Origin of the sequence: Paenibacillus xylanilyticus (assembly GCF_047246825.1) — a bacterium.
GTDB classification, from domain to species: Bacteria; Bacillota; Bacilli; order Paenibacillales; family Paenibacillaceae; genus Paenibacillus; species Paenibacillus xylanilyticus_B.
Window position 1 is genome coordinate 358,379 of the sequence record NZ_JBFOLB010000002.1, and the last position, 24,574, is coordinate 382,952.

Here is a 24,574-nt window from a genome sequence, read left to right on the forward strand (position 1 = left end):
GTTTCTCAGACGAGCAACGCTTCACTTGGTTCCAGCACAGGATGCTGCACCGAGTGACCAATTTTGTAAATGTGTGGCTGTGTGAATGTCCGGAACGCATTGCGTGTATCCAGAATTGGCACACCCAAATCGGCAATTTCGCTATAAGGCAGATCTCTATGGTTGGTAATCAACACGATGCAATCATACTTTCTGAATTGCTCCAGGTTGAATGCTTCGCTGTGCACTGTATCGTCATGCTTGTCACGGAAAGAATCGGCATATGGATCGTAATAGCTGACATTCGCTCCGCTTTCCTTGAACAGTTCGTAGACTTCCAGTCCCGGTGACTCACGCAGGTCTGCAATATTCGGCTTGTACGACATGCCAAGCAGGAGAATGTTGGAATTCCGAACAGACTTCGCGTACTCGTTCAAAATGGTTGATGTTTTATTCAAAACATAATATGGCATGTTGTCATTGGTCGATTGCGCCAGCTCAATGAATTTGCTGTAGAAACGGAATCCTTTCGCTTTCCACGACAGATACATCGGATCAAGCGGAATGCAGTGACCGCCGATACCCGGGCCCGGGTAGAACGGCATGAAGCCAAACGGCTTCGTCGCAGCTGCATCAATGACTTCCCAAATGTCGATGCCCATGCGGTCGCACATCATCGCCATTTCATTCACAAATGCAATGTTTACACTGCGGAATGTATTTTCCAGCAATTTGGACATCTCCGCCACTTTTGGTGAAGATACCGGTACAACCGTTTGTACATACTTGCTATACAGCGCTGTTCCGAGTTTGAGGCAGGCTTCCGTTGTCCCGCCAATGACTTTAGGTGTATTGTACGTGGTGAATCTTCCGTTGGACGGATCCACACGTTCAGGCGAGAAGCAGAGGAAATAGTCCTTGCCGGCTTCATGGCCGATTTTGTCCAGCTTCTGCTGAATCAGTTCTTCTGTCGTACCCGGGTACGTGGTGCTCTCTAACGTAATCAGCATGCCCGGTTTCATGTGCAGCTTGATCTGATCAACCACTGTCTCGATGTAGGATGTATCCGGATCCTGATTTTCACTAAGTGGTGTCGGCACGCAGATGCTCAGGGCATCAATGACGCGCAGCATGCTGTAATCCGTTGTGGGCTGAAAACGGCCCGTTTGCATCACTTTTTTCAATTCCTCTGACGAGATATCGTGAATATAGGAATCTCCGTTATAGATACTGTCGACCTTGGACGCATCCAGGTCAATTCCGATTACTGTGAAGCCTTGATTTACCATTTCCACGGCAAGTGGAAGTCCTACGTAACCGAGCCCGACCACGCCGAGCACCGCTTCTTTGTTTTCAATGGCATTCAGTAAAGTATGGAATTGTTGATTCTCCATGATATTCCCTCCAGGTTAATGTATTTGTAATGTTCCGTAAATCCGTTCGGTTAAATAATCTTCTCAGTTCAGGCAGCGACGAATACGTGCATCCAGCTCCACGGGAGAGAAGGGTTTGGTCATATAATCGTCCACACCGCTGCGGAAGCATTGGCTGATCGTCTGTTCGACACGCTGCTCGGTCAGCACAACGATTTTGGGCGGATGCTTCACTCCCAGATTCTGAATATGGTGAATGAACGGCAGACCGTCGATGCCATACAGATTCAATTCCGTCAGCACCAGGTCAGGCGTTACCTTCTCAATCAGCTCCAGCGCAGCCAGGCCATCTACAGCTTCGTAAGTCTCATAACCCTGCATTTTTAAACGCAGCTGCAGAAACTCACGAACCGTCGGATCGTTATCCACAATCAAAATTTTCCCAGGCTCGTCTGCCGTCTTATCCGACGTGTAGATGTGAATCTCCGAGGCATCGACCAGCTTCGCCGATTCAGCCATATGCTGGATGGTCGCCTGCGAAGGACGCTCACTATCCTTGAAGCTCGCCAGCGTAATCTGCGGCTCCGCCCCAGGGACCGTCTCCTGCAGCTCATGCTTGATGCGAAGCCCCTCATAGTGAACTTCATTCAGTGTCAAACCAGGCAGCAGGACCGCAAGCGTCTGGGTCGCCCCATCCTTCCACAGCTGGAAGGCGAACTCGCTCGTTTGCTCGAGATAGTTCCTGACCTGCTGCTCCGGCTGGGCTTGTCCTCCTCCGCAATGGATGAACATTAAGCCGCATGATCCGGCACCCGTATCCATCAATCCCTGTTCTACACTTTGGTACACATTAACGGCAGCCTCACGCTGCAATGTTGCCGTATTAGGCATGTTCTTTTCCACCCTTCTCCCTTGGTTATCTATCCTGTTGCTGCTGTATTGCCATTAATGAATCAAAGATGCTGTCCATGACCGCTTACTCCGATGCAGGCTGCGAATCAGGCTGCTTCAGTTCCCTTTTCTTCTTCGGACCAGCTTTGGCGTGTCATGGTTCCCCAGGAATTGTTGTTTTGCATGAACTGAATGTGCCCCTGCAATCTCCACAGAACACCCAGCTGGTGGTAGCCCACAAATTTGAGAGCGGAATAGACCAGCATTTTGACCATATCAGACAGCTTGTTGTATCTGCGGAATGCAATTTCCTCCAGAATGAGCGCCCCTACGCTGAGCAGATAACCACTCACAAAGTTCAGCAATCCGAACAGAACCAGAATCGGCCATTGCGTCATATCCAAGAGCACATACCCGGCAAGGGCCAAAAGGCCGGTGATCCGGAAGTACGGATTGAGTGCTTCAAAAATGACATTGTACGGCATGGTCAACATGCCCATCACCTTATATTTCGGATTGAACAGCATGCCCCGATTCTCAATCATATTCTTCAAATTTCCGCGTCCCCAGCGTTTGCGCTGACTGGACAGGATCCGGTAGGAATCTGGTGCTTGTGTCCAGCAGACGGCTTCAGGACAGAAGGCTACACGATATTTCAGTTTGTTCTCGAGCATATAGCGATGAAGCTTGATAATAATGTTCATGTCTTCCCCAGGATAACCATCCCGGTATCCACCAACGGCAATGACTGCATCCTTGCGGAACATACCGAAGGCACCCGACACGATGATCAAACCATTCATGTGACTCCAACCAATCCGTCCACCCAGAAAGGCCTTGAGGTACTCAATGGATTGGAACATAGGCCACATTTTTCGTGGCAGTGAAACGTCCTGTACAGCTCCATTTTCGATTTTGCAGCCATTGGCTATGCGAACATCGCCGCCGATCGCCACAGTCTCTTCCGGATTCTCCATGTACATGCGAGCCATGCGGATCAGAGCATCCTTTTCCAGCAGGGAATCGGCGTCAATCGAAGAAATCAGCGGGTAGTGGGACAAGTTGATCCCCGCATTAAGGGAGTCTGCCTTTCCGCCATTTTCTTTGTCGATCACGTACAGATCCGGGAATTCCGGATTATGGTATATCCCGCGAATCGCCTGACAGGGAATCTTGCCCCGGATCTTCGTGTCAGGAACGGGTTTCAGACGATATTCCTTCAGCAGCACGTTCAGGGTGCTGTCGCTCGAGCCGTCATTTACGACGATCACTTCATACGTTGGATAGTTCAGCGTCATCAGACAGTTCACATTTTCAATAATTGTCAATTCTTCGTTGTAAGCCGGGACCAGCAGCGATACCGAAGGTACAAGTTCCGAGCCTGACAATGTATTGTATTTGGAAAAATGTGACCTTCTGAAGATGGTCCAAATGTTGCGAAATGACAGTGCCAAGATGGAAAAATAAAGCAAGTTTACAGAAATGACATAGTAAATGGCCACCATGCCATAAATTAATAACAGATCCCTAAGCAGTGTAATCCCCTCCTACCGCAGCCACACCCGTACGTCTCTTGGTTGTTCGGTTACCCGGAACAGGGCCAAAATACTGGTCATACAGCAGCCTTCTCTTGTTGTGTACAATCATCTGGTCTACCGCTTTGTGATCGGCTCCCGATTGCTTCATCGTGCTCTCGATCTGCTGCATTGCAATCTCACGTTCAACACCTGTACCTTGTACAGCTGCTTGACATAAGGCTTCGAATCCGGGTTCACCCAGCATGCTCAAGCTCTCCGCACTGTTATAGCGTACTCGCCAGTCTTCATCACGCAGCGCTTTGCGCAGCAGTGGAATGCTGCCTGCCGCATGCTTCGAACCAAGTGCCTGCACCACCTCTGCCCGGACTTCCGGATCAGCATCCTTCATCAGCTTCAGAATTGTCTCATCCTGAAGGGCCGGACTTGCACTCAGATACAGCTTCACTGCTTCTGCCCGTACATCCTGATGCTCTGCACCAACCAATCGGTCAAGTGCCGGCATGACTTCCGGTACAGCCTGTCCCCACATGGCGACAAGTCCTACCTTCACAAAATCAGGATTGCGGTCTTCCAGCAATTCAATGAGAAGTCTGCTCGTATCCAGGCTGGTCTCAAGCAAGATGTCTGCGGCCAGATGATGGATTGACTTTCCTTTTGTCAATAACAGTTCAAGCATGTCCTTCAATTCACCCTGACGGGTTGTACTTCTCGCAATGGAACGTCCGATCATGAATGCCATCGGTCCAGGCTTCTCATCCTTGAGCAGTTCCATCAAGCCCGGAACAGCTTCCGGACAGCGCATGCCGCCCAAACGATAAGCTGCATCGATCTGCCGACCATAACGCAGTCGGCCCAGTTCTTTCAGATCTCGTTCTACAAACCCGGCTTCGCGGCAGAGCGCAATCAATTTGTCGCGATACTCTCCCTTGAATTGGTCGATCCATTCAATAAGTTTGCTCTGGATCACCTGCCGTTCCACAGGAGCCAGCTTGCCTGGCGGCAGCCTCAGCGGACGATTCTCAGTCAGTGCCGTTTGCAGATAGGTGAAATAATCCCGCTGCTTCCGTTTATAAAATTCAATCTTGCGCCGTTTGCCGTTGTGGGACACTTTCATGGCAAACAGCAGAATCACACCCAGAGCGACAAGCGCTATGCAGATGTATAGAAATAGATAGGCCACAGCCAAACTCGAAAACATGTGAAAAGGTCCTCCTTTATACTCATTTAATCAATCTGAAAACTGGGAATTTGTCCGAAGACGTTCTTCATCTCTTCATAACTCAGTTTCAGTCGTTCACTGTATTTCACCTGTTCCCACGACTGCCAGCTATACAAAGGCAATGTTTTCAAATCCAGTGTAGTCTGATTGCCAGCAGGCCAGGATACATCGCCAGTCGAACGATCCATCAGCCATGGAACCAGCGTTATGCCTTCGGTCGTAACCGTCTTAAACTCCCGTCCGTCCTGCAGTGGTCCATAATCAATCACTTGCAGTGAACTCGGGTCACCGAATCCAAGCAGCATCCAGGGAATTCGCATCTCCACCTGATTGCCGTCATACTGCCACGTTGTCAATGAATCGGTATCCGACTGCCCGGGAGCTGTTGTTCCCCGCTTCAGGATACCCACCTTCTCATTCATGAACGGATGAGCCGACCTCGTATCAGGCGGAGTCATCTTCAGGCTGACCGCCAGGTTCCATGGATGGAACGGATCAGCGGAATTAGCCTGCTTGTCAGGCAGCATATTGTATCCTTCCTTGCCATACAAACGCTGATTAAAATCATAATCTTTGGCGATTTCCACCTGGGATTCGTCATCCTGCCCCAGCGTGATGACCGTTTCAAGGCCGTCACTGAGCGTTCGTTCCGGAAGCCGCGCACCAGGCTGATTGCCACCTGCCAGCGTATCCGTCCCTATGCGGAGCACCTTTTTATTGGGATCAAACGGCTCGTCCAGCGTCATGCCAATGTACAGATAGGCTTCATCGTGGGTCAGCTTCATTTCTTGGATGCCGTTCACCTTGCCCTGCCAAACCGTAACTTCCTCAGCGGTCATCCCATCCCAGTCATCCAATTTCCCGTCGATGGTCAGCTGTTCCTGTTTGCCGGGGTCCATCGCGAGAAGGCCGAACATTTTCTCGTTGGTCAGCACGTTTAGCCAATAGGCCCGCCGATCTGCCGGGATTTCAAATGGCATCGTGTTCCAGGTTTTCTTGAACCACTCATCCTGCCACATGAACAAAATGGCTCCCGCATACCCTTCATCATAAATATCCTGAGTCAGTGAAGCATCAATGGCTCCCTGCTCTGCCTCATTATGTCCACCCTGGTCCCGGCCCCCCATACCCAAATGTGAGATCCCAAGGGAAGAAGGCACGCCATATTCTGTAACCATTACAGGCATATCGGAATACTCGGCTTTTAGCTTGCGCAGATAACTTTTGTATGTGTTGTACTCCCCGTTTGCATCCTTGATCGTTTGAAGGGTCTCGTCCGTATGGAACAAGTCCGGGTAATAGGGATACACATGATATGCCGCAAAATATCCACCCTGCCACTCCTCCGGCTGAATATGACGGGCATCGACACTGACGAGGTCCTCCTCAAACAACGGTTCGCCCGGGTGTTCCAGCACATCGGTTGTCACCCAATTGGTAAACGTCATGGGATGTTCCCAGCCATACTTCTTCTCCAGAACGGCCGTGTAGTCCAGCAGCTCGGCTAACCAATTCTCGAAGGGCGAGGCGTCTGCTGTCCCGGAAAAATGAACTCCCTTGTATTGCGGCACATCCGGATGTTTCTCATTCGTGTTGTCTACCATCGCGGGGTCCCACTCGGTACCAACATGCCAGGCCATCAGGTATTTGCCTGCATTCGCCTTATATTTGCCGCTTGAGGCTCCGGACTTATCGGGAATGTCCGCATCCCCATAGACAGCTGACACCGCTTTTTCAATCTCCTGCTTGAATGTCTGCTCAATATGATCGGCATAGGCATCCTGCTTCTCAATCAACTCTTCTTCTGGCGACCATATGCCCTGTATAAAATATAACGGTTGCTCCCGGCCGCGATTATAATCGACCAACGCAGAGTAAAAAATCGGTTCGTGGACCGTATACACCCGTATGACATTGGCCCCCATCTCCTGGATCTGCTGGAACCACCTTAGGTAATCCTCTTCGGTCAGGGGAAATTCTCCCGGGTAATATCCCGGCGAAGTTGCACCCAGGTTAACACCCTTAACGAACATCTCCCTCCAGGATCCATCCGGCCCGTATTCCATGAACCGGTCTCCCTCGGTCTTGAATTTCATCTCCGTGCCATTCTCCGCTGTGTACGTAACGAGCTGAGGTTGCATGTAGTGCCAGCCGGCTAATATTCCGCCGGTCAGTACCACGGCTCCGGTCAACATCGTTAACATCCAGCGCTTTCGTCTTCGTCTGCTCATGGCTCTTGATTGCTCACCTCTCTATTATGCATCCTGCCTGTTTCCGTTTGAATCTGAATAAAATATACAGGCATGCAGCAGTAAACGCCGCTTGGATGTCCGCTTTGGGTAGAGATGCCAGCGGTGTAGTTCTCACTATAGCTCCAACACTCCGCTTTTGTAACTAGGCTGATGGAAGCAAACGTGAAATGCAACATTCTGCCCATAATTCGTAAAAACCACCATCAACTAGCATTCCAAAACACTTCTGGCTCCCCTGTCTCATGGACACCATTTTACTTAGTGAAACAGTCACTTGAATGCTCAAACCTGTTGCACTTCTCTACCCGTTATTGTTATATGCAACGCGGTTTGCAGCAACTGTTTCCGCCCGAACACTTACCACATTAAACGCGGGGAATATGTTAAAGTTGCGGCCATTTTTACAGTATTAACCATAAAGATTACAAAATTGATACTATAGTCCGATAACGCATCAGTGAAAACCCGCGGCCCGTCAAGGTTTTCTGAAAAGTGCAGAAAAGTAAAAAAGGACATCAGTCCCCCTCTATAGGACTGTGCCCATTTATATTACTTTTACAAAAATCCGAATGAACACCGGGTCATCACCCTGAAGTCACGAATCTCTTACATCAAATGTAAAAAAGTACATCTTATTTCCTAAATTTTGACTCTATTATTGCGATTCCACAATTGTGTCCAATTTGCAAAATAATTCCGGTTGCCGCATTTGAACATTCGGGATATGCTAATAAAACAGGAACACTTGTTCCACACTGTAAATAAACTGTAAAAAAACATGCGGCTGAATCCTCTTTCTGTTCGTGAACAGCCGAATCATGGATCAAAGGAGAGACCTGTTATGTCCCGCAAAGACGGACGTGTCATTATGCTCGCAGACTGCCAGTCATTCTATGCCAGTGTGGAGAAGTCTGCACATCCCGAATACAAAGACCGTCCCCTCGTGGTAGCGGGAGATCCGGCACGCCGTTCCGGTATCATTCTTGCAGCCTGCCCTCTCGCCAAATCTTACGGAATTACCACGGCTGAACGACTGGGTGAAGCCCTTGCCAAGTGTCCGGACGTTGTTGTCATTCGCCCCCGAATGGCGGAGTACATCCGTGTCTCCCTGCACATCACCCGGATTCTTCAATCCTACACAGATCTCGTTGAGCCCTATAGCATTGATGAGCAGTTTCTCGATGTCACCGGAAGCCTGGATCTGTTCGGCAGTCCGGAGACGATTGCCCGCAGCATTCAATCCAGAGTCATGGATGAGACAGGTGTGTATATCCGGATTGGCATCAGCGATACCAAAGTGGTGAGCAAAATGGCCTGTGATTTATATGCCAAAAAAGTTCCCGGAGGCATCTGTGTCCTGAATCGCAAGGACATGGAGAAAACCATCTGGACGAAACCTGTCCGAGAGATGTTTATGGTCGGTTCCCGGATGGGAAAACATCTCTACAACATGGGTATTCACACCATTGGTGACCTGGCACGGACGCCGCTGTCCAGACTGAGAGAACGCTGGGGAGTAAATGGTGAGGTATTGTGGCGCATTGCCCGTGGCATTGACGATTCGCCCGTGAAACCCGGGACATACACACATCAACAGCAAGGCATCGGACATCAGATGACCCTTCCCCGGGACTATGAGTCCTGGGAGGATATCAAGGTTGTCCTGCTTGAACTGGCAGAGCTCGTCTGCCGGCGTTCCCGGGACAAATCACTCATGGGCAACGTCGTCTCCGTTGGATGCCGCGGGCAGGATTACGATCGTCCCACGGGCTTCTCACGCCAAATGAAGGTTAATGAACCGACCAACATTACGGATGAAGTATACGATGCGGCCGCGGCACTCTTTCTTCGCCATTGGGACGGATTACCCATCCGCCGGATCAGCGTGTCACTGACTGGGCTGGTGCCCGATTCCGAAGTGCAGCTGTCCTGGTTCGATGATCGTGAACGCAAAAGAGAACTGGAACGTGCCACAGATGACATCAAGCGTAAGTTCGGAGACACCGCCATCATGCGGGCTTCCTCGCTCTGCTCGTCCGCGCAGGCACAGGACCGTTCTCATAAAATTGGAGGTCATTATAAATGAGTAAAAAATTACAGCAAAACGGACTCTTCGAGTCTTCCCGCATGATGCTTCCCGAACACCGGGAAGCTTACATTCTTCATCAGGAACAGCTTGCTCCCCGTACCCGCCCGTCTCTGGATGCTCAGGCAGCGGAAGAAATGTCCCGTTTGCTCAGCAATTCAATGATGCTTGGAGATGCTTTGACCATCGGCCTGTTCCATGAACATGACGATATCCGTTATACCGGACAGGTACTGAAATTGGATCCTTCTGCCCGTACTCTTAGACTGCTGACGAAAAACGGGACCCGGGACATTCAGATGAATCTGATTACCAATGTTGAATTAGCAAACGACTGACGCTGCAGCAGTCACAAGCCATGCTCATATCGTCAATCCGAACTATGAACCTGCAGGCTCTCATTAGCGAATATTCCGCAATAGATGCAGCCTAAACGGTACATGCAGGACCGTTTTCCTACACTCCCTTATGGCTTCCGGGATGCAGCCGAGAACCCTATTTGCTTCAATTTGACTTCGTTCAAAAGAAGCAAAATGACCGATATGTGATTCATCGGCCACTTTGATGGGTATATGGGAAACCTTTAAAAAAGACTCCAGTCAAATTCCTTGGAAAGGCGCTCAAGCAAATGAACACCAGCAATGCTGTTCCCTTTCCGATTCAGGGCCGGCCCGACAAGACCGATGCCAAAATGACCAGGTACAAGGGTGATAATTCCCCCGGACACCCCGCTCTTGGCGGGAAGTCCAACCTCAATGGCGAATTCGCCGGATGCGTTATACATACCGCAGGTGGTCATGAACGTTTTGGCAATCTGTACATAGCGACGCGGAATGAGCTCGTTTCCGGTGATCGGATCTGTTCCGTCATAGGCAAGCACCAGTGCCATACGGGCCAGATCCGCACAAGTCACCTCAATGGAACAGTGGCGGAAATAGACACCAAGCACATCTTCAACGTCATCCTTAATTACGCCATTATGCTTCAGAAAATAAGCAAGTGAACGGTTCAAATGACCTGTTTCCCATTCGGACTGAAACACCTCTTCGTTATAATCCAGCCGATCATTGTTGGCCAGCTTGCGGAAAAACTCCAAAATACGCCGTGACTTCTCTTCCTTGCAATCCCCGGCGACCAGAGAGGAGACTGTAATGGCTCCCGCGTTGATTAACGGATTAAACGGAATACCCGGTTCAACAAGCTCCAGCTTGATCATCGAATTGTAATCGTCACCCGTAGGCTCTTTTCCTACATTAAAGAAAACGGCTTCTTCCCCATGATCCATCAGGGCCAAAATAAGCGTGAAGACTTTGGAGATGCTCTGCATCGTAAAGGGAACACCACAATCTCCGGCAGATACATGATTGCCTTCGGCATCCATGATATGTATGCCCAGCTCATCCTGTGAGGCTTTGACCAGCTCCGGGATATAAGATGCGACCTTTCCCTGTCCCGTGTGCAGCCGACTGGTCTCCAGCCATTCCGGAAGCAATTCGTTCAGACGCTCCATTACCGTATTGCTCATCTCCATCTCCTCCATATCTATGTATGCGCATCTTGCATGGATTCAGGAGGCAAACCCCACCGAATAATGCAAAATGCAGGTACGTCTATTCATTACCCTCAGGACTGATCCATTACCGCCGCACTTGAAGATTCAACTCCAGAATCTCACCCGGAAGTCCGTCAACATCGCCTACCCATGTGGAAACAAAGTTCTGTCTATTTAATATCTGGCGTGATGCTGCGTTAGAGGGATCGATCACCGCGTAGAGTACACCGATTCCTGCTGCCTGTGCTTTTAGAATGAGGCGCGCCGCAATGGACGTACCATGACCTTGGCCCCAATATTCAGGCAAAACCATATAACCCATTTCCGCCCGGGACGGATCGGATTCATCCGGAATTAGTTTGGCATATGCCATCCCTACTCCATCTTCACCAGATATCCGGTAATATCCGCAACTGTAGCCCAGATTATAATCGAGCATGGACTGGAATTGCGTTTTCGCTTCATCCTCCGGGAGTGTACGTTCCGTAATTTGTTTCATGACTTCCATATTGGAAACGAGAGCATAATAATCCTCAAAATCAGTTTCAGCATATTTAACGAAATTCATTGAAATCCTCCTCCAAGTCCAAACGGATGTAGTTCCTTTCAATTCCCCTAGAGTATAGCAGAAGCACAGGATACATTGCACGCAGCCACCGATCGATCGAGTTCCATCAAGCATTGCCTGTCTGTCTATCTATCCTTATTAAAAAAAGCGGCCTCCACAGAGACCGCCCAAACTTTCATTTATGATGTGCATCGAATGGCACCAAAGAATTCAAAATTAAATTCAATCAGCTTGCCCGGGATGAAGGCTTGAGACTCATTTGACCTTCACGCTGACGTGTACGACGATTTTGACCCGGAGGTGTAATCATCAATGCCAGCAGCAGGGAAATTGCACAAAGTATTGCAATGACGATAAACGTCAGATGGAAACCGCCCAGCAGAGCACTGATAAACGATCCAGCCAAGGCACCAATTCCAAATCCCTGATAGATGACGCCGTAATTTTTGCTCTGATTTTTCAGTCCAAAGTAATCCGCGACAATCGCCGGAAAAACGGTAATGTTACCACCGAAGCAGAACGCGACAGCGGCCACGCAGGCGAAGAAAACGCCATAGCTTAGCGGAACAAGACTCAGCGTCATGACGGCTGCTGCTGTAACCAGCAGTGCTCCAGCAATAACCTTCATCCGCCCAACTTTGTCCGACAACGCTCCCAGGATGATACGCCCTGCCGTATTGAAGATCGCAACCATCGCTACTGCATTTGCAGCCGCAGCCACGTCGAGACCTGCCAGCTGCACGCCAATGTCTTTGACAATACCGATCAGATACAGCCCGCTCATACATGCCGTGAAGAAAATAACGAACAGCATATAGGCTTCTTTGGTCCGGAGCATTTCTTTTACCGTATACTGATGACGGGTTGCTTCCTGCTTCGTTCCCTCCGTCTTGCTGACAGGAGCCTGTTCACGAACAACCGCTTCACGGATCAGAAATGATCCAGCCACGATCAGAACCAGGACAATGATGCCCCAATACATAAACGCCTGAGCAGGACCTACAGCACCAATTAATGCCGAGTTCACATATTTAAACAGCAAACTGCCTGTACCAAAAGCACCAACGGAAATACCCGAGATTAGACCTTTGCGCTCTGGAAACCACTTAATCAGGTTAGACAAAGACGTAATATACGCCGTACCATCCGCGAATCCAACCACAAATCCCGCCAAAATGTAGAGCAGTGTCAATGAAGTAACTTGGGAACTTAGGACAAGTCCCAGACCCAGAACGATCCCGGCTATACGAATCAGCCGCTGAAGCCCCCAACGTTCCTGCAGCCTGCCTGCAAATAGTGTGGCAAATGCCAACGCAAAACTGGTAATTGAAAAAGTTATGGCGACCGAGCTGACGTCCCATCCGAAACGATCAGACAGCGGTTGGTTAAATAAACTCCAGGTGTAGATGGTTCCAAGACCCATTTGTACAATAATGGTTCCCAGTACAATAAGCCACCGATTCATTTTTATAGGTGTAGATGTTGAATTAGGTGCTGATGAAATAGCTGCTTTCATCGTGATCTCCCCTTTGCCGATGTCTGGAGCATCTTGCATCAATCCAAAGAACGGCTTTAATTCAGCAATCTGTTGGTCGAAATGGTTCTATTCGTCTACAGATTGTACCCGCTATTGTTTGGAATCGAATGATGCAAAATGCCTCTTTGAATGCGTTCACAATGTAATCATACATGAAAGGGGATTCATAACACCGATTTAAGCATGAGTTGCATCAGATCCGGAATGAAATGCCTCTATATGCGCATGAGCTGCCTGAATTCCTTGACCTTGCCCCGGCTTACCGGCACTTCAGCTTCCAAATCACGCAAACGGAGCAGGTAGGTATTGTTAAACCAGGGTACAATTTCGCGGATTTGAGACAGATTGACCAGATAAGAACGATGGCAGCGGAAAAATGTCTCCTGAGGCAGTCGGCCATGGAAGTCCGTAATGCTCACCGGCATCGTAAACTCACCATTTTTGGTATACACCTTCGTTACTTTCTCTTGCGCCTCCGCATAATAAATATCTGCCGTATCCGTCACAATAATATTGTCGTTGCGCAGAAGATTGATTCGTTTTCCCGTCCCTGCGTCGGATGCCCTGAGCACTGCTCCCTGGATGGAAGGTTCATCCGTCAATTGGGTTTGTCCATCCTCAACTTGTTCCTCCCCCGCATGATCGCGTTTGAAGGTTGTCTCCAGCTTATGCAGCATGGCTGCAATTCGTTTTTCATCATAAGGCTTCAGAATATAGTCGAAGGCCTCCAGCTCAAATGCTTCTGCTGCATGCTCCTTGTAGGCTGTAGTAAAGACGATATAAGGCTTTCTGGCGAATTTGCCAATATGATGTGCCAACATCATGCCATCCAGCGAGGGAATGTTAATATCGAGAAAAATAACGTCGACTTCCTGCTCCTGTAGAAACTTCAGCACATCCAGCCCATCTTCAAGGCAGGCAACCACTTCAATCTGACTATGCTCTTGGACCAAATAATTCAGTTCTTCACTTGCCGGAATTTCATCTTCAACAATAAGGGCTCTCATTGACCAATCATCACCTTGTCACGACATCTCCTTTGGGTACATCAAAAATAATATCCGTTCCTTGCTCCAGCCGCGTAATCGTTACACCTTGTCCATAAATGAGTTTCACCCGTCGATGGACATTATATAAACCAATCTGATTCCCCGGCATCCGGTCATGGTACACCTTTTCAATGATATCCGGGTCAATACCCGCACCTGTATCACTGACTCCTATTCGGACAAAATCAGGGTAATCCTGTACCCGGATTCGAACCGTTCCAGGTCCTTTGACCTTGAGGACGCCATGGATAATGGCATTCTCAACAAGCGGCTGAATGACCAGACTGGGGATATGCACAGCCACCTCATCAATCTCATAGATCACATGAAGCCTGCTCCCATAACGGGCCTTCTCAATCTCCACATAATTGCGGACCTGCTCCAGTTCCTTATGAATATCAATCAGCTCGTCCGACAGCTCCAGATTATAACGCATATATCCCGACAGATTCACAATCAGCTCACGCGCCCGATCCGGCTTCGTTCGAATGGAAGAAGCGATTGCGTTCAGCGCATTGAAGAGAAAATGTGGATGAATCGTTGTTTGTAATGCCCGCAGTTCCGCTTTGTTGGCGGCTGCCTTAATCTCTTCCACTCGGGATACTTCCATCTGGGTGGAAATAATCTGCGAAAGTCCCACAGCCATCGTTTGCAGCGGGTACGTAATTTTATAGGCTTTACGGTAATAAATTTTCAGTGCTCCCGTAACTTCACTCCGCTCTTTCAGCGGAATAATCAACAAGGAATGAATATCCGGCGTTTTCTCATCGGTCACATCATTGCTGATGGTAATCTCCCCGCTGGAGATCGTCTGCTTCGTCATCTCACTAATAATCTCATTGCCGATGTGATATCGCTCCTCTCCGAACCCGACATAGGCCAGCACGTTCCGGGTATCCGTGATCGCAACTGCATCTGCCTGAATGTCCTCCTGAATGATTCGACAGATGGTCCGCAGGGAATCCTCATCAATGGAACGGAAGTAGGGTAGGGTTTTGTTCGCAATCTCCAGCGCCAGTTTCGCCTGGCGTGCGGCAATCATTTCCTTTTCCCCTTCCACACTCTGTACCAGCAGCACGATCAGTCCAATGTTGACCTCACCCAGAATCATGGGCACTGCAATCTTGGATACGATATCCGCACCGAGCGGGTCGGGATAGGAGTACAGCAGGATCAGCAGCATCGTGAGCGCTTCACAGATCATCCCGGCTCCAATACCAACCATCCAACGCTTCGACTTGGGCGTATACTTGTGAATGTAACCCGACACCAGGCCGGCAATGATACTCGTAATCAGACACGGAATGGCCGTTACCCCATCCATATCAATTAAATAACGATGCACCCCGGATACAATCCCCGTAATAATCCCCACAGGTGCTCCAAACAAAATCCCACCGGACAGAACGGCGATAATCCGCACATTCACCAGTGAACCTTCCACATTGATCCCGGTATAGGTGCCAAAGATCGCAAAAGCACAGAATAACAGCGTCACCGCCACATATTCCTGGGGTCTTAACTTCCCCTTTTGCAGAATCTGTCTAAAGCGGGGTACCCTCGACAAAAAGAATAAAAAGATAATGAGCAGCGCCGCCCGTTCAAACAAACCCAGCAGCATCGTAAACATTTCCATGAATCCTATTTCCTCCATATCCGTCCAAAATCAACGCTATCATTGCATTCATCCGTTTTATTCCCTTATGCATGGTCATACGGATGCTCATTCTTACGCTCATCCTTCATGCTCGTATGCACCAGTTTACCGTTCTGCTAAGGAGAAAGCAAAGTCCATCCTGTGAAAATGACGCAATCAGATTGTACCGAATCTCGTGTTCTCATTGAAAGGAAACTATCCTGCACACTTATGGTCTGCTTTTAATAACACGCTAAGGAACCGGTTATACCCTATTGGGATGTTTAGCGACAATGGAACTACAATGATTGTTATCATGACCCGCCCTACAATAGCAAAAAGCCGTCCCGTCATGTTCATGACATACGGGACAGCCCCAACACTAGACTACAAACTCGATGTAGTTTTAAGTTTTTATAAAATGTACCGGATTACACTTAACGGAGAGTGCAGAACCAATCTGGAGAAGCGAAGCGTTCGCCTTTATTCCAGGATTTCCCCCTTTGAAAAAGGAAATCCAAAAAATCCGGGGATAACAGCGATCGGAAGATTGTACTGCAATCGGAGCGGCACCGTGTAAAGTCCTGTATTGGATTTTATAATCCTCAACCTACATCGAACCCTTACCGAAACATCCCCCACAACTTAATCAGATGAAACGTATTGTTTGGATCAATCTTCTGGGCAATGACAAAAGCAACAAACTGCTCCTCCTGAGCGGACGAGAAGTTTTCATTCAAAATGACAGCAGATGACTTGACCAATCTCCGAACTTTGGCCCGATCCTGGAGATCGGACTTGGTAATTCCGTCAATCAGCTTTTTGATGCGATCTTTGACAGCCGGATTTTTCATCTTTAATTTGATCCGCTCCACCAGCTGCGGACTGATTCCATATTGTTGATAACTCAAAACGTACAGCACCTCCCGAATAATGAACTCACTTTCTATTCATATGACAGGAGGGCTTGTTCACTTGACCTTTTTCGCAGTAAATGTAGGAAACTATGCATTCGAGGCACCAATCAGTCGATCAGATCACCTTGGAACACCTGCTGCTGCTGTAAATAATCTCGTAAAGCTGTGTAGTCCACAGACGTCCAGAAGTTAGGATCGGCGATTAGAGCGGATACGTCATCTCTCGCCTGCTCCAATACGGCAAAATCAGCAACCATATCGGCAAGACGGAATTCCGGCAAACCGCTTTGTTTGGTACCGAAAAAATCCCCCGGTCCCCGCAGATCCAGATCGCGACGGGATACTTCAAACCCATCCTCCGTTTCCGTCATCACCTTCATGCGCTCCTGCCCTACTTCCGTTTTGGGATCAGCAATGAGCACGCAATAGGATGCATGGGCTCCCCGGCCAACCCGGCCGCGCAGCTGATGAAGCTGAGAGAGACCGAAACGGTCGGCATCCATAATGACCATTAACGTAGCATTCGGTACATCGACACCTACTTCTACAACGGTGGTTGAGACGAGAAGCTGAATATCGTTGCTGTAAAACGCACGCATCATCTCTTCCTTCTCACCAGCGGTCATCCGTCCATGCAGCAGACCCACACGGTAATTCGGAAAGTTCTGCTGCATCTGGATATGCAGATCAATCGCATTTTGCACATCCAGCTTCTCGGATTCCTCAATTAAGGGACAGATGAGATACGCCTGACGGCCCTGATCCACTTCGCGGGAGATAAAACCGAGCACCCGCTCCATCATGTCATGTTTGACCCAGTATGTGGAGATGGGAATCCGCCCTTTTGGCCGTTCCGAGATCGTCGATACTTCAATATCGCCAAATGCCGTAATGGCCAGCGTACGCGGAATCGGCGTTGCTGTCATCGTTAACACATCGGGATTATATCCCTTCCGCCTTAAAATGCTGCGCTGGTTCACACCAAAGCGATGCTGCTCGTCCGTAACGACGAGACCCAGATCGCGGAAAAATACATCTTCCTGAATCAGCGCATGGGTGCCCACCACGATGTCAATCAGGCCCATTTGCAGCGAAGCAATCAGATCTTTTCGTTTCCGTCCATTCACACTGCCCGTTAGGAGTCCCACGGTTACACCAAAAGGTTCAAACAGCTTTTGCAATGATCGCATATGCTGCTCAGCCAGAATCTCTGTAGGGACCATCAGAGCCCCCTGGAAGCCGGACCGGACCGAGGTGTACAGGGCGATTGCAGCGATAACCGTTTTACCAGAGCCAACATCCCCTTGGAGCAAACGATTCATGGAGTATGGTGAACGCATGTCATGAAGAATTTCAAGCTCTACCTTTTTCTGAGCATCTGTCAGTTCAAACGGCAGGCTGCGCACGAACTCGCGAATGGTTGCATTATCCGTTGTATGCACGACACCATCCATCCGATTTCGATTCAATGCACGATACGCCTGCATTTTAAGTTGGAACAAAAACAGTTCTTCATATACCATGCGCTGTCTGGCCTGCTGTCCTTCCTGATTATCCTGCGGACGATGAATGCCGGCAATCGCCTGTTTCCGAGGCGTCAGTCCGTATTTCTTCATCAGCGATGGGGGCAAAATCTCGGGAATCATGTCTCCGAATTGGATTAACCCCTGATTAATCGTCTTGCGCATCCATGATTGGGTCAGCTTGCCCGTTACCGAATATACCGGCTGCAGTGTACCCGAGCGACCATCTCCCTTATCGGGAAACTCCGAGTCCGAAACCGTCATTTGCATGCGCTTTTGTTCCCATTTGCCCGTAAGCACAATCTCCCGGTTCGGCGTAAGCTGATCTTTCAAAAAATGCCGATTGAACCAGGTCGCCGTGATCATCCACTCTTCGGTCATCACCTTACAGGTGAGACGGGACTTTTTGCCATAGCGCTGCAATACAGGAATACCCATGATTTTACCCTGGACCGTAATCTTGTCCCCATCCTTCACTTCACTAAGGGAACGCAGACGATAATCCTCATAACGGAACGGATAATATTCAAGCAGGTCTTTTACAGTAGAGATGCCAAAGGCGTGAAGCTCTCCCTCTTTGAGAGCACTCACGCCGTTAATTTGCTTAACCGATATTTCTTCCAATCTCATATCTAATCCCTCATTCCGGAACAGGCCACATAAAGATGGCAATAACGCCTGGCCCAACATGGCTGCCGATGACGGCCCCAATATTGGTGTACACCACTTCATTCAGTGTAAAATGCCCACGTAACTGCTCTGCACAAGCAATCGCTGATCCGGGATCTGCGGTATGGCCTACGGCCACATTAACACGCTTGCCCGCCAGATCCTGCTGGAACAGCTCAATAATGCGTGCCATTGCTTTCTTGTGTCCTCTGACTTTTTCAACAGCGTATATGACACCTTCCTCATCAATGGACAAGATGGGCTTGATATTCAGTAATGTTCCCAGGATAGCCGCAGCCTTCCCGATTCGGCCGCCTTTCTGCAAATACTCCAGCGTATCCACAAGGAAAAACAGTTTACGGCTCTTCTGCATGGCTTCTACAGCTGCAGCAATCTCGGCTGCCGACTTGCCTTGGCTGGCCAGTTCGGCTGCCTGGACAACCATCAAGCCATATCCATAAGATGCCGACTTGGAGTCCAGCACCGTAATGTCATTTTCACGCTCCAACAGAGATTTGCCGAGCAGCGCCGATTGATACGTTCCACTCATGCCGGATGACAGGTGAATGGAGACAATCGGACGATCCGGATCCTCATCCAGCAGCGTCTGGTATATGTTCATGAATTCCGTAGGGGAAGGCTGTGACGTGGTAGGCAGCGCCGAGGCCTTCTCCAATTTTGCATAAAACTGTTCTGAAGACAGATCAACGCCGTCCGCATAACTCTCTTCCCCAAACAAAACACGCAGTGGAACCACATGAATCCCGTATTTACGGACAAGTTCTTCCGGTATATCTGCGGTGCTGTCTGTTACAATTGCAACTTTATGGCTCAAGCGAGATCGCCTCCTCCTTGCGTGAGTGCATATCAGGACTCCACAGAGAACAAATAATAGTACACTGGCTGGCCTCCGGCATGTACCTCCACCTCAGCTTCAGGGTATTGTGACTCTACCCATGCTGCAAGCGCAGCGGTGACCTCGGAGTCAGCCTCTTCCCCTTCAAGGATTGTTACCACTTCATCTCCACTCTCCATCATCTGTTGCAGCAATCCTTCACATGCCCGCAGCATGCTTTCGTCTGTCGCAACGATTTTGGAATTGTGGATACCAATGTAATGGCCTGCCTTGATATCCAACTCATCATACTGAGTGTCTCTTACGGCATGCGTAACTTGACCCGACTGCACCCGGCTAATTGCTTCCAGCATCTGATCACGGTTCGCCTCGGCAGACTCATCTTCCTGGAAAGCAAAAGCGGCTGCCATCCCTTGAGGAATCGTCTTACTCGGTATCACCGTGATCCGGCGTTCGTCTTCAAGCAATTCGCGTGCCTGTTCGGCAGCAAGAACAATATTGGAATTGTTCGGCAAAATAAACACCTGTTCCGCAGCAATCGAACGAACTGCATTCACAAAGTCCTCTGTACTCGGATTCATCGTCTGTCCACCGGACAGTACAACATCCACTCCGAGACTTTGGAAGATTTCCGCAATGCCCTCACCGGAAGATACGGCAATAAAACCGTAAGGTGCCATTTCATCTGCAGGAGGCACAGCTTCTTCGTGACTCCGCGAAATCTCCGGCGGAATCTCTGCAAACAATTCAGGTGATGGCGCAATGTCCATACCCGCCGTCAGCAGATCCCGGTGCTGTTCACGCATATTCAGAATGTGAATCTGTGTAATTTCACCGTAGCGAAGTGCCAGATTCAATACATCCCCAGGTGTCTTGGAATGCACATGCACCTTGATCACTTCATCGTCAGCGATAATGATGATGGAATCCCCATTTACTGACAACGCTTTCCGGAATGCCTCGTCATCGAATGCAACTCCTGCGTTATCCCCCAGCTGGCGATTAATGAAAAACTCCATGTCATAGAGGAATTCAATATCTTCCGTTTCCAGTCTGGCTTGTGCGGACAACGGCATCTCCGGTGCAATCACCTGCTGTACGGGTTTGGCAGGCAGCTCTTCTGACGGTACAGCCGGTTTCAAGGCAGATGACGCTGCAGATGGTGGTACGTCTTTCTGCAGGGATGCACGGCTAACGCCGTCACTTTGCAGCAGAACTTCCATAAAACCTTCGTAAATATATACAAGCCCCTGTCCACCCGAATCCACAACACCGACCTGTTTTAAAACAGGCAGCAATTCCGGAGTCGTAGCCAGTGCCTCTTTTGCTTTTAACAATACTTCATTCATTAATTCAGTAATATCATTCGTCCGTCTTGCATAGTAGCTGGCGTGTTTCGCTGCTTCCTTTGCCACGGTAAGAATGGTTCCTTCAACGGGCTTTACAACAGCTTTGTACGCTGCATCCACACCGTTTTGGAGGGCCGCTGCGAATTGGAGCGTATTCAGTTCCTCATAAGGAGCAGCTGAACGACTGAATCCACGGAACAATTGCGATAAAATAACGCCTGAATTCCCCCGTGCGCCCATGAGCAGGCCTTTAGATAAAATACCGGCAGCTTCTCCGATGGAGGCAGAACTCTTGCGTTTAATCTCTGCAACTCCTGCACTCATTGTCAAATTCATGTTCGTTCCCGTGTCGCCATCCGGCACAGGGAAAACATTCAGGGAATTGACGTGCTCTGCATGCTGTCCAAGTTGTTCCGCACCGGCAAGTACCATTGCGGTGAAATCTGTTCCATTTAAAGAACGTATACTCAAGTGAGAATTCCCCTTCCTAGCTTGATACACGAACATCTTGCACCAAGATGTTATCTGGTCTGTTCATGCGCTGACGCTTGCTGCGTCATTCTTCGTCCATACCTTGTCCGGCAAAGGCATACAAATCAACATGTCATCCGGATCGACGGTCTGGGCGGCCGGGCCACCGATATCCTGCAACCTCTGAAGCCCCAATTCGGGGCATACGGATATGCACCGGTATCGAGAGCCGGCATGAATGCCGCATGGAGACTGGTGCCAATGATGGAAATGTCACAGCGCACAGCGTTGCCAAATTGCAGACCACCGACCTCTTGGGCCGGTCTAATCTCCGGCTTTCCCACGGCAACAGCCTGTTCACCGCTGTATTATGGACTATTCAACATTGTACTATATTAGACAGGAGAAATAAATAAAGTTTTTGGATCAGTTGACGAAGCTTTTTTGGGTATGATATTATATTCAAGTATTGTTTTATGCAGGTTAAGTAATGGAAATGATCCGGCCATGCCGGCTTGAACAACGCCATTAGCTACTGGAGCCTGACTATTATGGTCAGGAAGAACAATTTAGCCTTTAGAGAATGACTCTCGTCTCTCCGAAGGCAACTGGTTATTTTAGGATAGGAGGTGTAATCTATGTCTCGCAAATGTTATGTGACAGGTAAGAAACCGGGCACCGGTAACCACGTATCCCACGCTAACAACCGTAACCGTCGTTCTTGGGGCGTAAACGTTCAGAAAGTCCGCATTCTCGTGAACGGTAAACCAAAACGTGTATACGTAAGCACCCGTGCACTGAAAGCCGGTAAAGTGACTCGCGTATAATCACGCAAAGCTACTATAAATCGGATAAGCAAAAAGCACCTTGTTCCTTGCAGGTGCTTTTTTGGTATTCAAAAAAGTACATAAGTACCTGCGCAAGCATGTGAATGCCCGCCGCATGGTGCTTCTCAGGTCGGAGTCCCTGATCGTCTGAAGCCATAGCGGCGGTATTCGTCCTTTGAGCCTGTTCTCAATCGTATCAGTTCTTTTGAAACGTATTAAGAATCGCCTTTACAAAACCTCCCAAAAACTTCGGCAGTTTGAATGTGTAAAATTTCATACTTCACCCTCCCCATCATGCTCATGCGTCCGCCGTATCCTATGCTTCAGGCCTTCTTTACCCTAAACACGACAAAAAAGGCTACATGAGAAACCTGCTCATGTAACCATATTTATGCGGAACGCCCTGTCCCTATTCCAACATGACGAGCCCGAAAGAACAGCTCATTTACGTTTGGGCAGGAACATACTGATAAACAGCGATCATGAATACGCTCAGCAAGTAATACAGTATGCTGAATATAACGAAAGTAACACGTGATCTAGTCCGATCAAATTTGCGAAAATACATAATGACAACGCCTACGCCAATCAGTGAGGTAAGCGCATTGTAAGGGGATTGAATAACTGCAAATAACGCAAGCACCAGTCCCGTCACGAGGCTCGCAGCCATCGTCAGCAGCGTCTCCTTAAGGTTCATAGATCAGCCTCCGTAGCTGCTGCGAATCTCTGCAATGGCCGCTGCACGGTCCTCGCGTCCGAATACGGCACTTCCCGCTACGAGTACATCTGCGCCGGCCTCCACAACGAGTGGGGCTGTATCGGCTGCAATTCCCCCATCCACTTCGATATGAACATCATGGCGTCCTTTTTCATTCAGCCAGCTGCGAATTTGTCTGATTTTGTTCATCGTTCCCGAGATAAAGGCTTGTCCGCCAAAACCAGGATTCACGGTCATGACAAGAACCATGTCCACATCATCCAGCACTTCCTGAATGGCACTGGCCGGCGTCCCCGGATTCAGGGCAACACCCGCCTTGACTCCCTGTTCCTTAATTAAATGAATCACACGGTGCAAATGTACACAAGCCTCGGCATGTACGGTAATAACCGCCGCTCCGGCTTTAGCAAATTCCTCAACATATCGCTCAGGATTTTCGATCATCAGATGCACATCCAGGGGCAAGTTAGTATGAGGAGCAATTGCTTTTACAATGGCAGGACCAAGCGTAATATTCGGGACGAAATGACCGTCCATGACATCAACATGAATCCAGTCGCCGCCAGCTGCCTGTGCTTCGGCCACTTCAGCACCGAGACGGGCAAAATCAGCAGATAATATGGATGGAGCAATTTTAATCATGTTAGTACCTCCGCTTCTTGTCTTTCATTTCTGTAAGGAACTGCTCATAATGCCGGTAGCGGCTTTCGGAAATCAAACCTTCCTCCTTGGCTGCAAGTACTCGGCATTGGGGTTCATGCGTATGGGTACAGCCGCGGAATTTACACTGGTCCGCATACTGGGCAAATTCCCGGAAACAGGTGGAAAGTTCTTCTACACCGATCTCCAGAAAGTCCAGTTGGCTGAATCCGGGTGTATCCGCGACAAATCCGCCATTATCCAGCGGAATCAGTTCAACATGTCTCGTCGTATGTTTGCCTCGACCAAGACGCATACTGATTTCACTCGTTTCCAGCGTCAGCCCTGGCATCAGGGCATTAAGCATAGAAGACTTGCCTACTCCCGACTGACCCGAGAATACACTAATCTTGCCCGCGAGGCGTTCTTTGAGCAGTTCATTTCCTTCACCGGTTCGCGAACTGGTCGAAATAACTTCATACCCGATCTGCTCATACAATGCCTTTACCTCGGTCACAGTATCTCTCGCATCGTTCTGTGCATCAGCCAGATCCTGCTTTGTTAATACAATTAGAGCATCCAGCCCCGCCTGCTCAATATGTACAAGAAATTTGTCCAGCAGGTTCAGGTTCATGTCCGGTTCTTTAACGGAGAATAGAAGAACAGCCAGACTGACATTGGCAACAGGGGGCCGAATCAGTTCATTATCCCGTTCCCGAATCTCATCTACTGTTCCTTCACCATTCTCTGTCAGCATATAGCTCACACGGTCACCGACAAGTGGAGAAACGCCTCTCTTTTTGAATATTCCTCTTGCTCGGCATGTAACGGCGGAGCCTTCAACCGAAGGCACCCCGTTTTCTAACAGTGGCATGACATAATAGTAACCGCTTAGCGCTTTTACGATGATACCTTCTGGCATAGC

The 24,574-nt window shown here is 49.1% G+C and carries 22 protein-coding genes; 4 read left to right on the forward strand and 18 right to left on the reverse strand.

What is annotated here, in order from left to right; genetic code table 11:
- Nucleotides 1-5: 5 nt before the first annotated feature.
- From AB3N00_RS16275 to AB3N00_RS16295, 5 genes are all read right to left on the reverse strand, one after another.
- Nucleotides 6-1,373, reverse strand: coding sequence for a nucleotide sugar dehydrogenase (locus AB3N00_RS16275; protein ID WP_413035533.1), 1,368 nt, complete (start codon nt 1,371-1,373; stop codon nt 6-8).
- A 63-nt stretch (nt 1,374-1,436) separates the two neighbouring features.
- Nucleotides 1,437-2,243, reverse strand: coding sequence for a response regulator transcription factor (locus AB3N00_RS16280; protein WP_413035534.1), 807 nt, complete (start codon nt 2,241-2,243; stop codon nt 1,437-1,439).
- 107 nt (nt 2,244-2,350) lie between these two features.
- Nucleotides 2,351-3,748 carry a glycosyltransferase family 2 protein gene (locus AB3N00_RS16285; RefSeq protein WP_413035535.1) on the reverse strand — a complete coding sequence of 466 codons (1,398 nt, stop codon included), beginning with the start codon at nt 3,746-3,748 and terminating at the stop codon, nt 2,351-2,353.
- A 22-nt stretch (nt 3,749-3,770) separates the two neighbouring features.
- A complete protein-coding gene (locus AB3N00_RS16290; RefSeq protein ID WP_413035536.1) occupies nt 3,771-4,979 on the reverse strand; it encodes a HEAT repeat domain-containing protein in 1,209 nt (402 codons plus the stop codon).
- Nucleotides 4,980-5,005: 26 nt separating this feature from the next.
- Nucleotides 5,006-7,231: a hypothetical protein gene (locus tag AB3N00_RS16295; RefSeq protein WP_413035537.1), complete on the reverse strand. Its 2,226-nt coding sequence runs from the start codon at nt 7,229-7,231 to the stop codon at nt 5,006-5,008.
- An 862-nt stretch (nt 7,232-8,093) separates the two neighbouring features.
- Between AB3N00_RS16295 and AB3N00_RS16300 the strand changes: the two genes are divergently transcribed.
- Both AB3N00_RS16300 and AB3N00_RS16305 read left to right on the forward strand, forming a co-directional pair.
- Entirely contained in the window at nt 8,094-9,338 is a 1,245-nt protein-coding gene (locus tag AB3N00_RS16300; protein WP_413035538.1) for a DNA polymerase IV, read from the forward strand.
- Nucleotides 9,335-9,676 (forward strand): YolD-like family protein, encoded by a 342-nt coding sequence (locus tag AB3N00_RS16305; RefSeq protein WP_413035539.1) that lies wholly within the window; start codon nt 9,335-9,337, stop codon nt 9,674-9,676. Before AB3N00_RS16300 ends, AB3N00_RS16305 begins: the two co-directional genes overlap by 4 nt.
- A gap of 245 nt (nt 9,677-9,921) precedes the next feature.
- Here the strand turns inward: AB3N00_RS16305 and glsA are convergent, their stop codons facing one another.
- From glsA to AB3N00_RS16350, 9 genes are all read right to left on the reverse strand, one after another.
- Entirely contained in the window at nt 9,922-10,863 is a 942-nt protein-coding gene (gene glsA / locus AB3N00_RS16310; protein ID WP_413035540.1) for a glutaminase A, read from the reverse strand.
- A gap of 112 nt (nt 10,864-10,975) precedes the next feature.
- The gene (locus AB3N00_RS16315) at nt 10,976-11,458 is read right to left on the reverse strand and encodes a GNAT family N-acetyltransferase (RefSeq protein WP_413035541.1); all 483 of its coding nucleotides are present in this window, start codon (nt 11,456-11,458) and stop codon (nt 10,976-10,978) included.
- A 226-nt stretch (nt 11,459-11,684) separates the two neighbouring features.
- Nucleotides 11,685-12,974 carry an OFA family MFS transporter gene (locus AB3N00_RS16320; RefSeq protein ID WP_413035542.1) on the reverse strand — a complete coding sequence of 430 codons (1,290 nt, stop codon included), beginning with the start codon at nt 12,972-12,974 and terminating at the stop codon, nt 11,685-11,687.
- A gap of 236 nt (nt 12,975-13,210) precedes the next feature.
- Complete coding sequence (locus AB3N00_RS16325) at nt 13,211-14,002, reverse strand: LytR/AlgR family response regulator transcription factor (protein WP_413035543.1); 792 nt, start codon at nt 14,000-14,002, stop codon at nt 13,211-13,213.
- Nucleotides 14,003-14,012: 10 nt separating this feature from the next.
- The gene (locus AB3N00_RS16330; protein ID WP_413035544.1) at nt 14,013-15,680 is read right to left on the reverse strand and encodes a LytS/YhcK type 5TM receptor domain-containing protein; all 1,668 of its coding nucleotides are present in this window, start codon (nt 15,678-15,680) and stop codon (nt 14,013-14,015) included.
- 623 nt (nt 15,681-16,303) lie between these two features.
- On the reverse strand, nt 16,304-16,591 hold the full coding sequence (locus AB3N00_RS16335) for a stage VI sporulation protein F (RefSeq protein WP_095290289.1): 288 nt from the start codon (nt 16,589-16,591) through the stop codon (nt 16,304-16,306).
- A gap of 113 nt (nt 16,592-16,704) precedes the next feature.
- Nucleotides 16,705-18,750: an ATP-dependent DNA helicase RecG gene (gene recG, locus AB3N00_RS16340; RefSeq protein ID WP_413035545.1), complete on the reverse strand. Its 2,046-nt coding sequence runs from the start codon at nt 18,748-18,750 to the stop codon at nt 16,705-16,707.
- A gap of 10 nt (nt 18,751-18,760) precedes the next feature.
- On the reverse strand, nt 18,761-19,624 hold the full coding sequence (locus AB3N00_RS16345) for a DegV family protein (RefSeq protein ID WP_413035546.1): 864 nt from the start codon (nt 19,622-19,624) through the stop codon (nt 18,761-18,763).
- A gap of 32 nt (nt 19,625-19,656) precedes the next feature.
- Entirely contained in the window at nt 19,657-21,465 is a 1,809-nt protein-coding gene (locus AB3N00_RS16350) for a DAK2 domain-containing protein (protein ID WP_413035547.1), read from the reverse strand.
- 21 nt (nt 21,466-21,486) lie between these two features.
- Between AB3N00_RS16350 and AB3N00_RS16355 the strand changes: the two genes are divergently transcribed.
- Both AB3N00_RS16355 and rpmB read left to right on the forward strand, forming a co-directional pair.
- Nucleotides 21,487-21,864, forward strand: coding sequence for a hypothetical protein (locus AB3N00_RS16355; RefSeq protein WP_413035548.1), 378 nt, complete (start codon nt 21,487-21,489; stop codon nt 21,862-21,864).
- A gap of 239 nt (nt 21,865-22,103) precedes the next feature.
- Nucleotides 22,104-22,292: a 50S ribosomal protein L28 gene (gene rpmB, locus AB3N00_RS16360; RefSeq protein ID WP_024631107.1), complete on the forward strand. Its 189-nt coding sequence runs from the start codon at nt 22,104-22,106 to the stop codon at nt 22,290-22,292.
- Between the two features lie 196 nt (nt 22,293-22,488).
- Here rpmB and spoVM read toward each other — a convergent pair whose 3' ends face one another.
- The 4 genes from spoVM to rsgA form a co-directional block, all read right to left on the reverse strand.
- Nucleotides 22,489-22,569, reverse strand: a complete 81-nt coding sequence (gene spoVM, locus AB3N00_RS16365) for a stage V sporulation protein SpoVM (RefSeq protein ID WP_019424875.1) — start codon at nt 22,567-22,569, stop codon at nt 22,489-22,491.
- A gap of 168 nt (nt 22,570-22,737) precedes the next feature.
- Nucleotides 22,738-22,989 (reverse strand): hypothetical protein, encoded by a 252-nt coding sequence (locus AB3N00_RS16370; RefSeq protein ID WP_175395671.1) that lies wholly within the window; start codon nt 22,987-22,989, stop codon nt 22,738-22,740.
- A 3-nt stretch (nt 22,990-22,992) separates the two neighbouring features.
- On the reverse strand, nt 22,993-23,652 hold the full coding sequence (gene rpe, locus AB3N00_RS16375) for a ribulose-phosphate 3-epimerase (RefSeq protein ID WP_095290279.1): 660 nt from the start codon (nt 23,650-23,652) through the stop codon (nt 22,993-22,995).
- Between the two features lies 1 nt (nt 23,653).
- Nucleotides 23,654-24,571, reverse strand: a complete 918-nt coding sequence (gene rsgA / locus AB3N00_RS16380) for a ribosome small subunit-dependent GTPase A (RefSeq protein WP_413035549.1) — start codon at nt 24,569-24,571, stop codon at nt 23,654-23,656.
- Between the last annotated feature and the right edge of the window lie 3 nt (nt 24,572-24,574).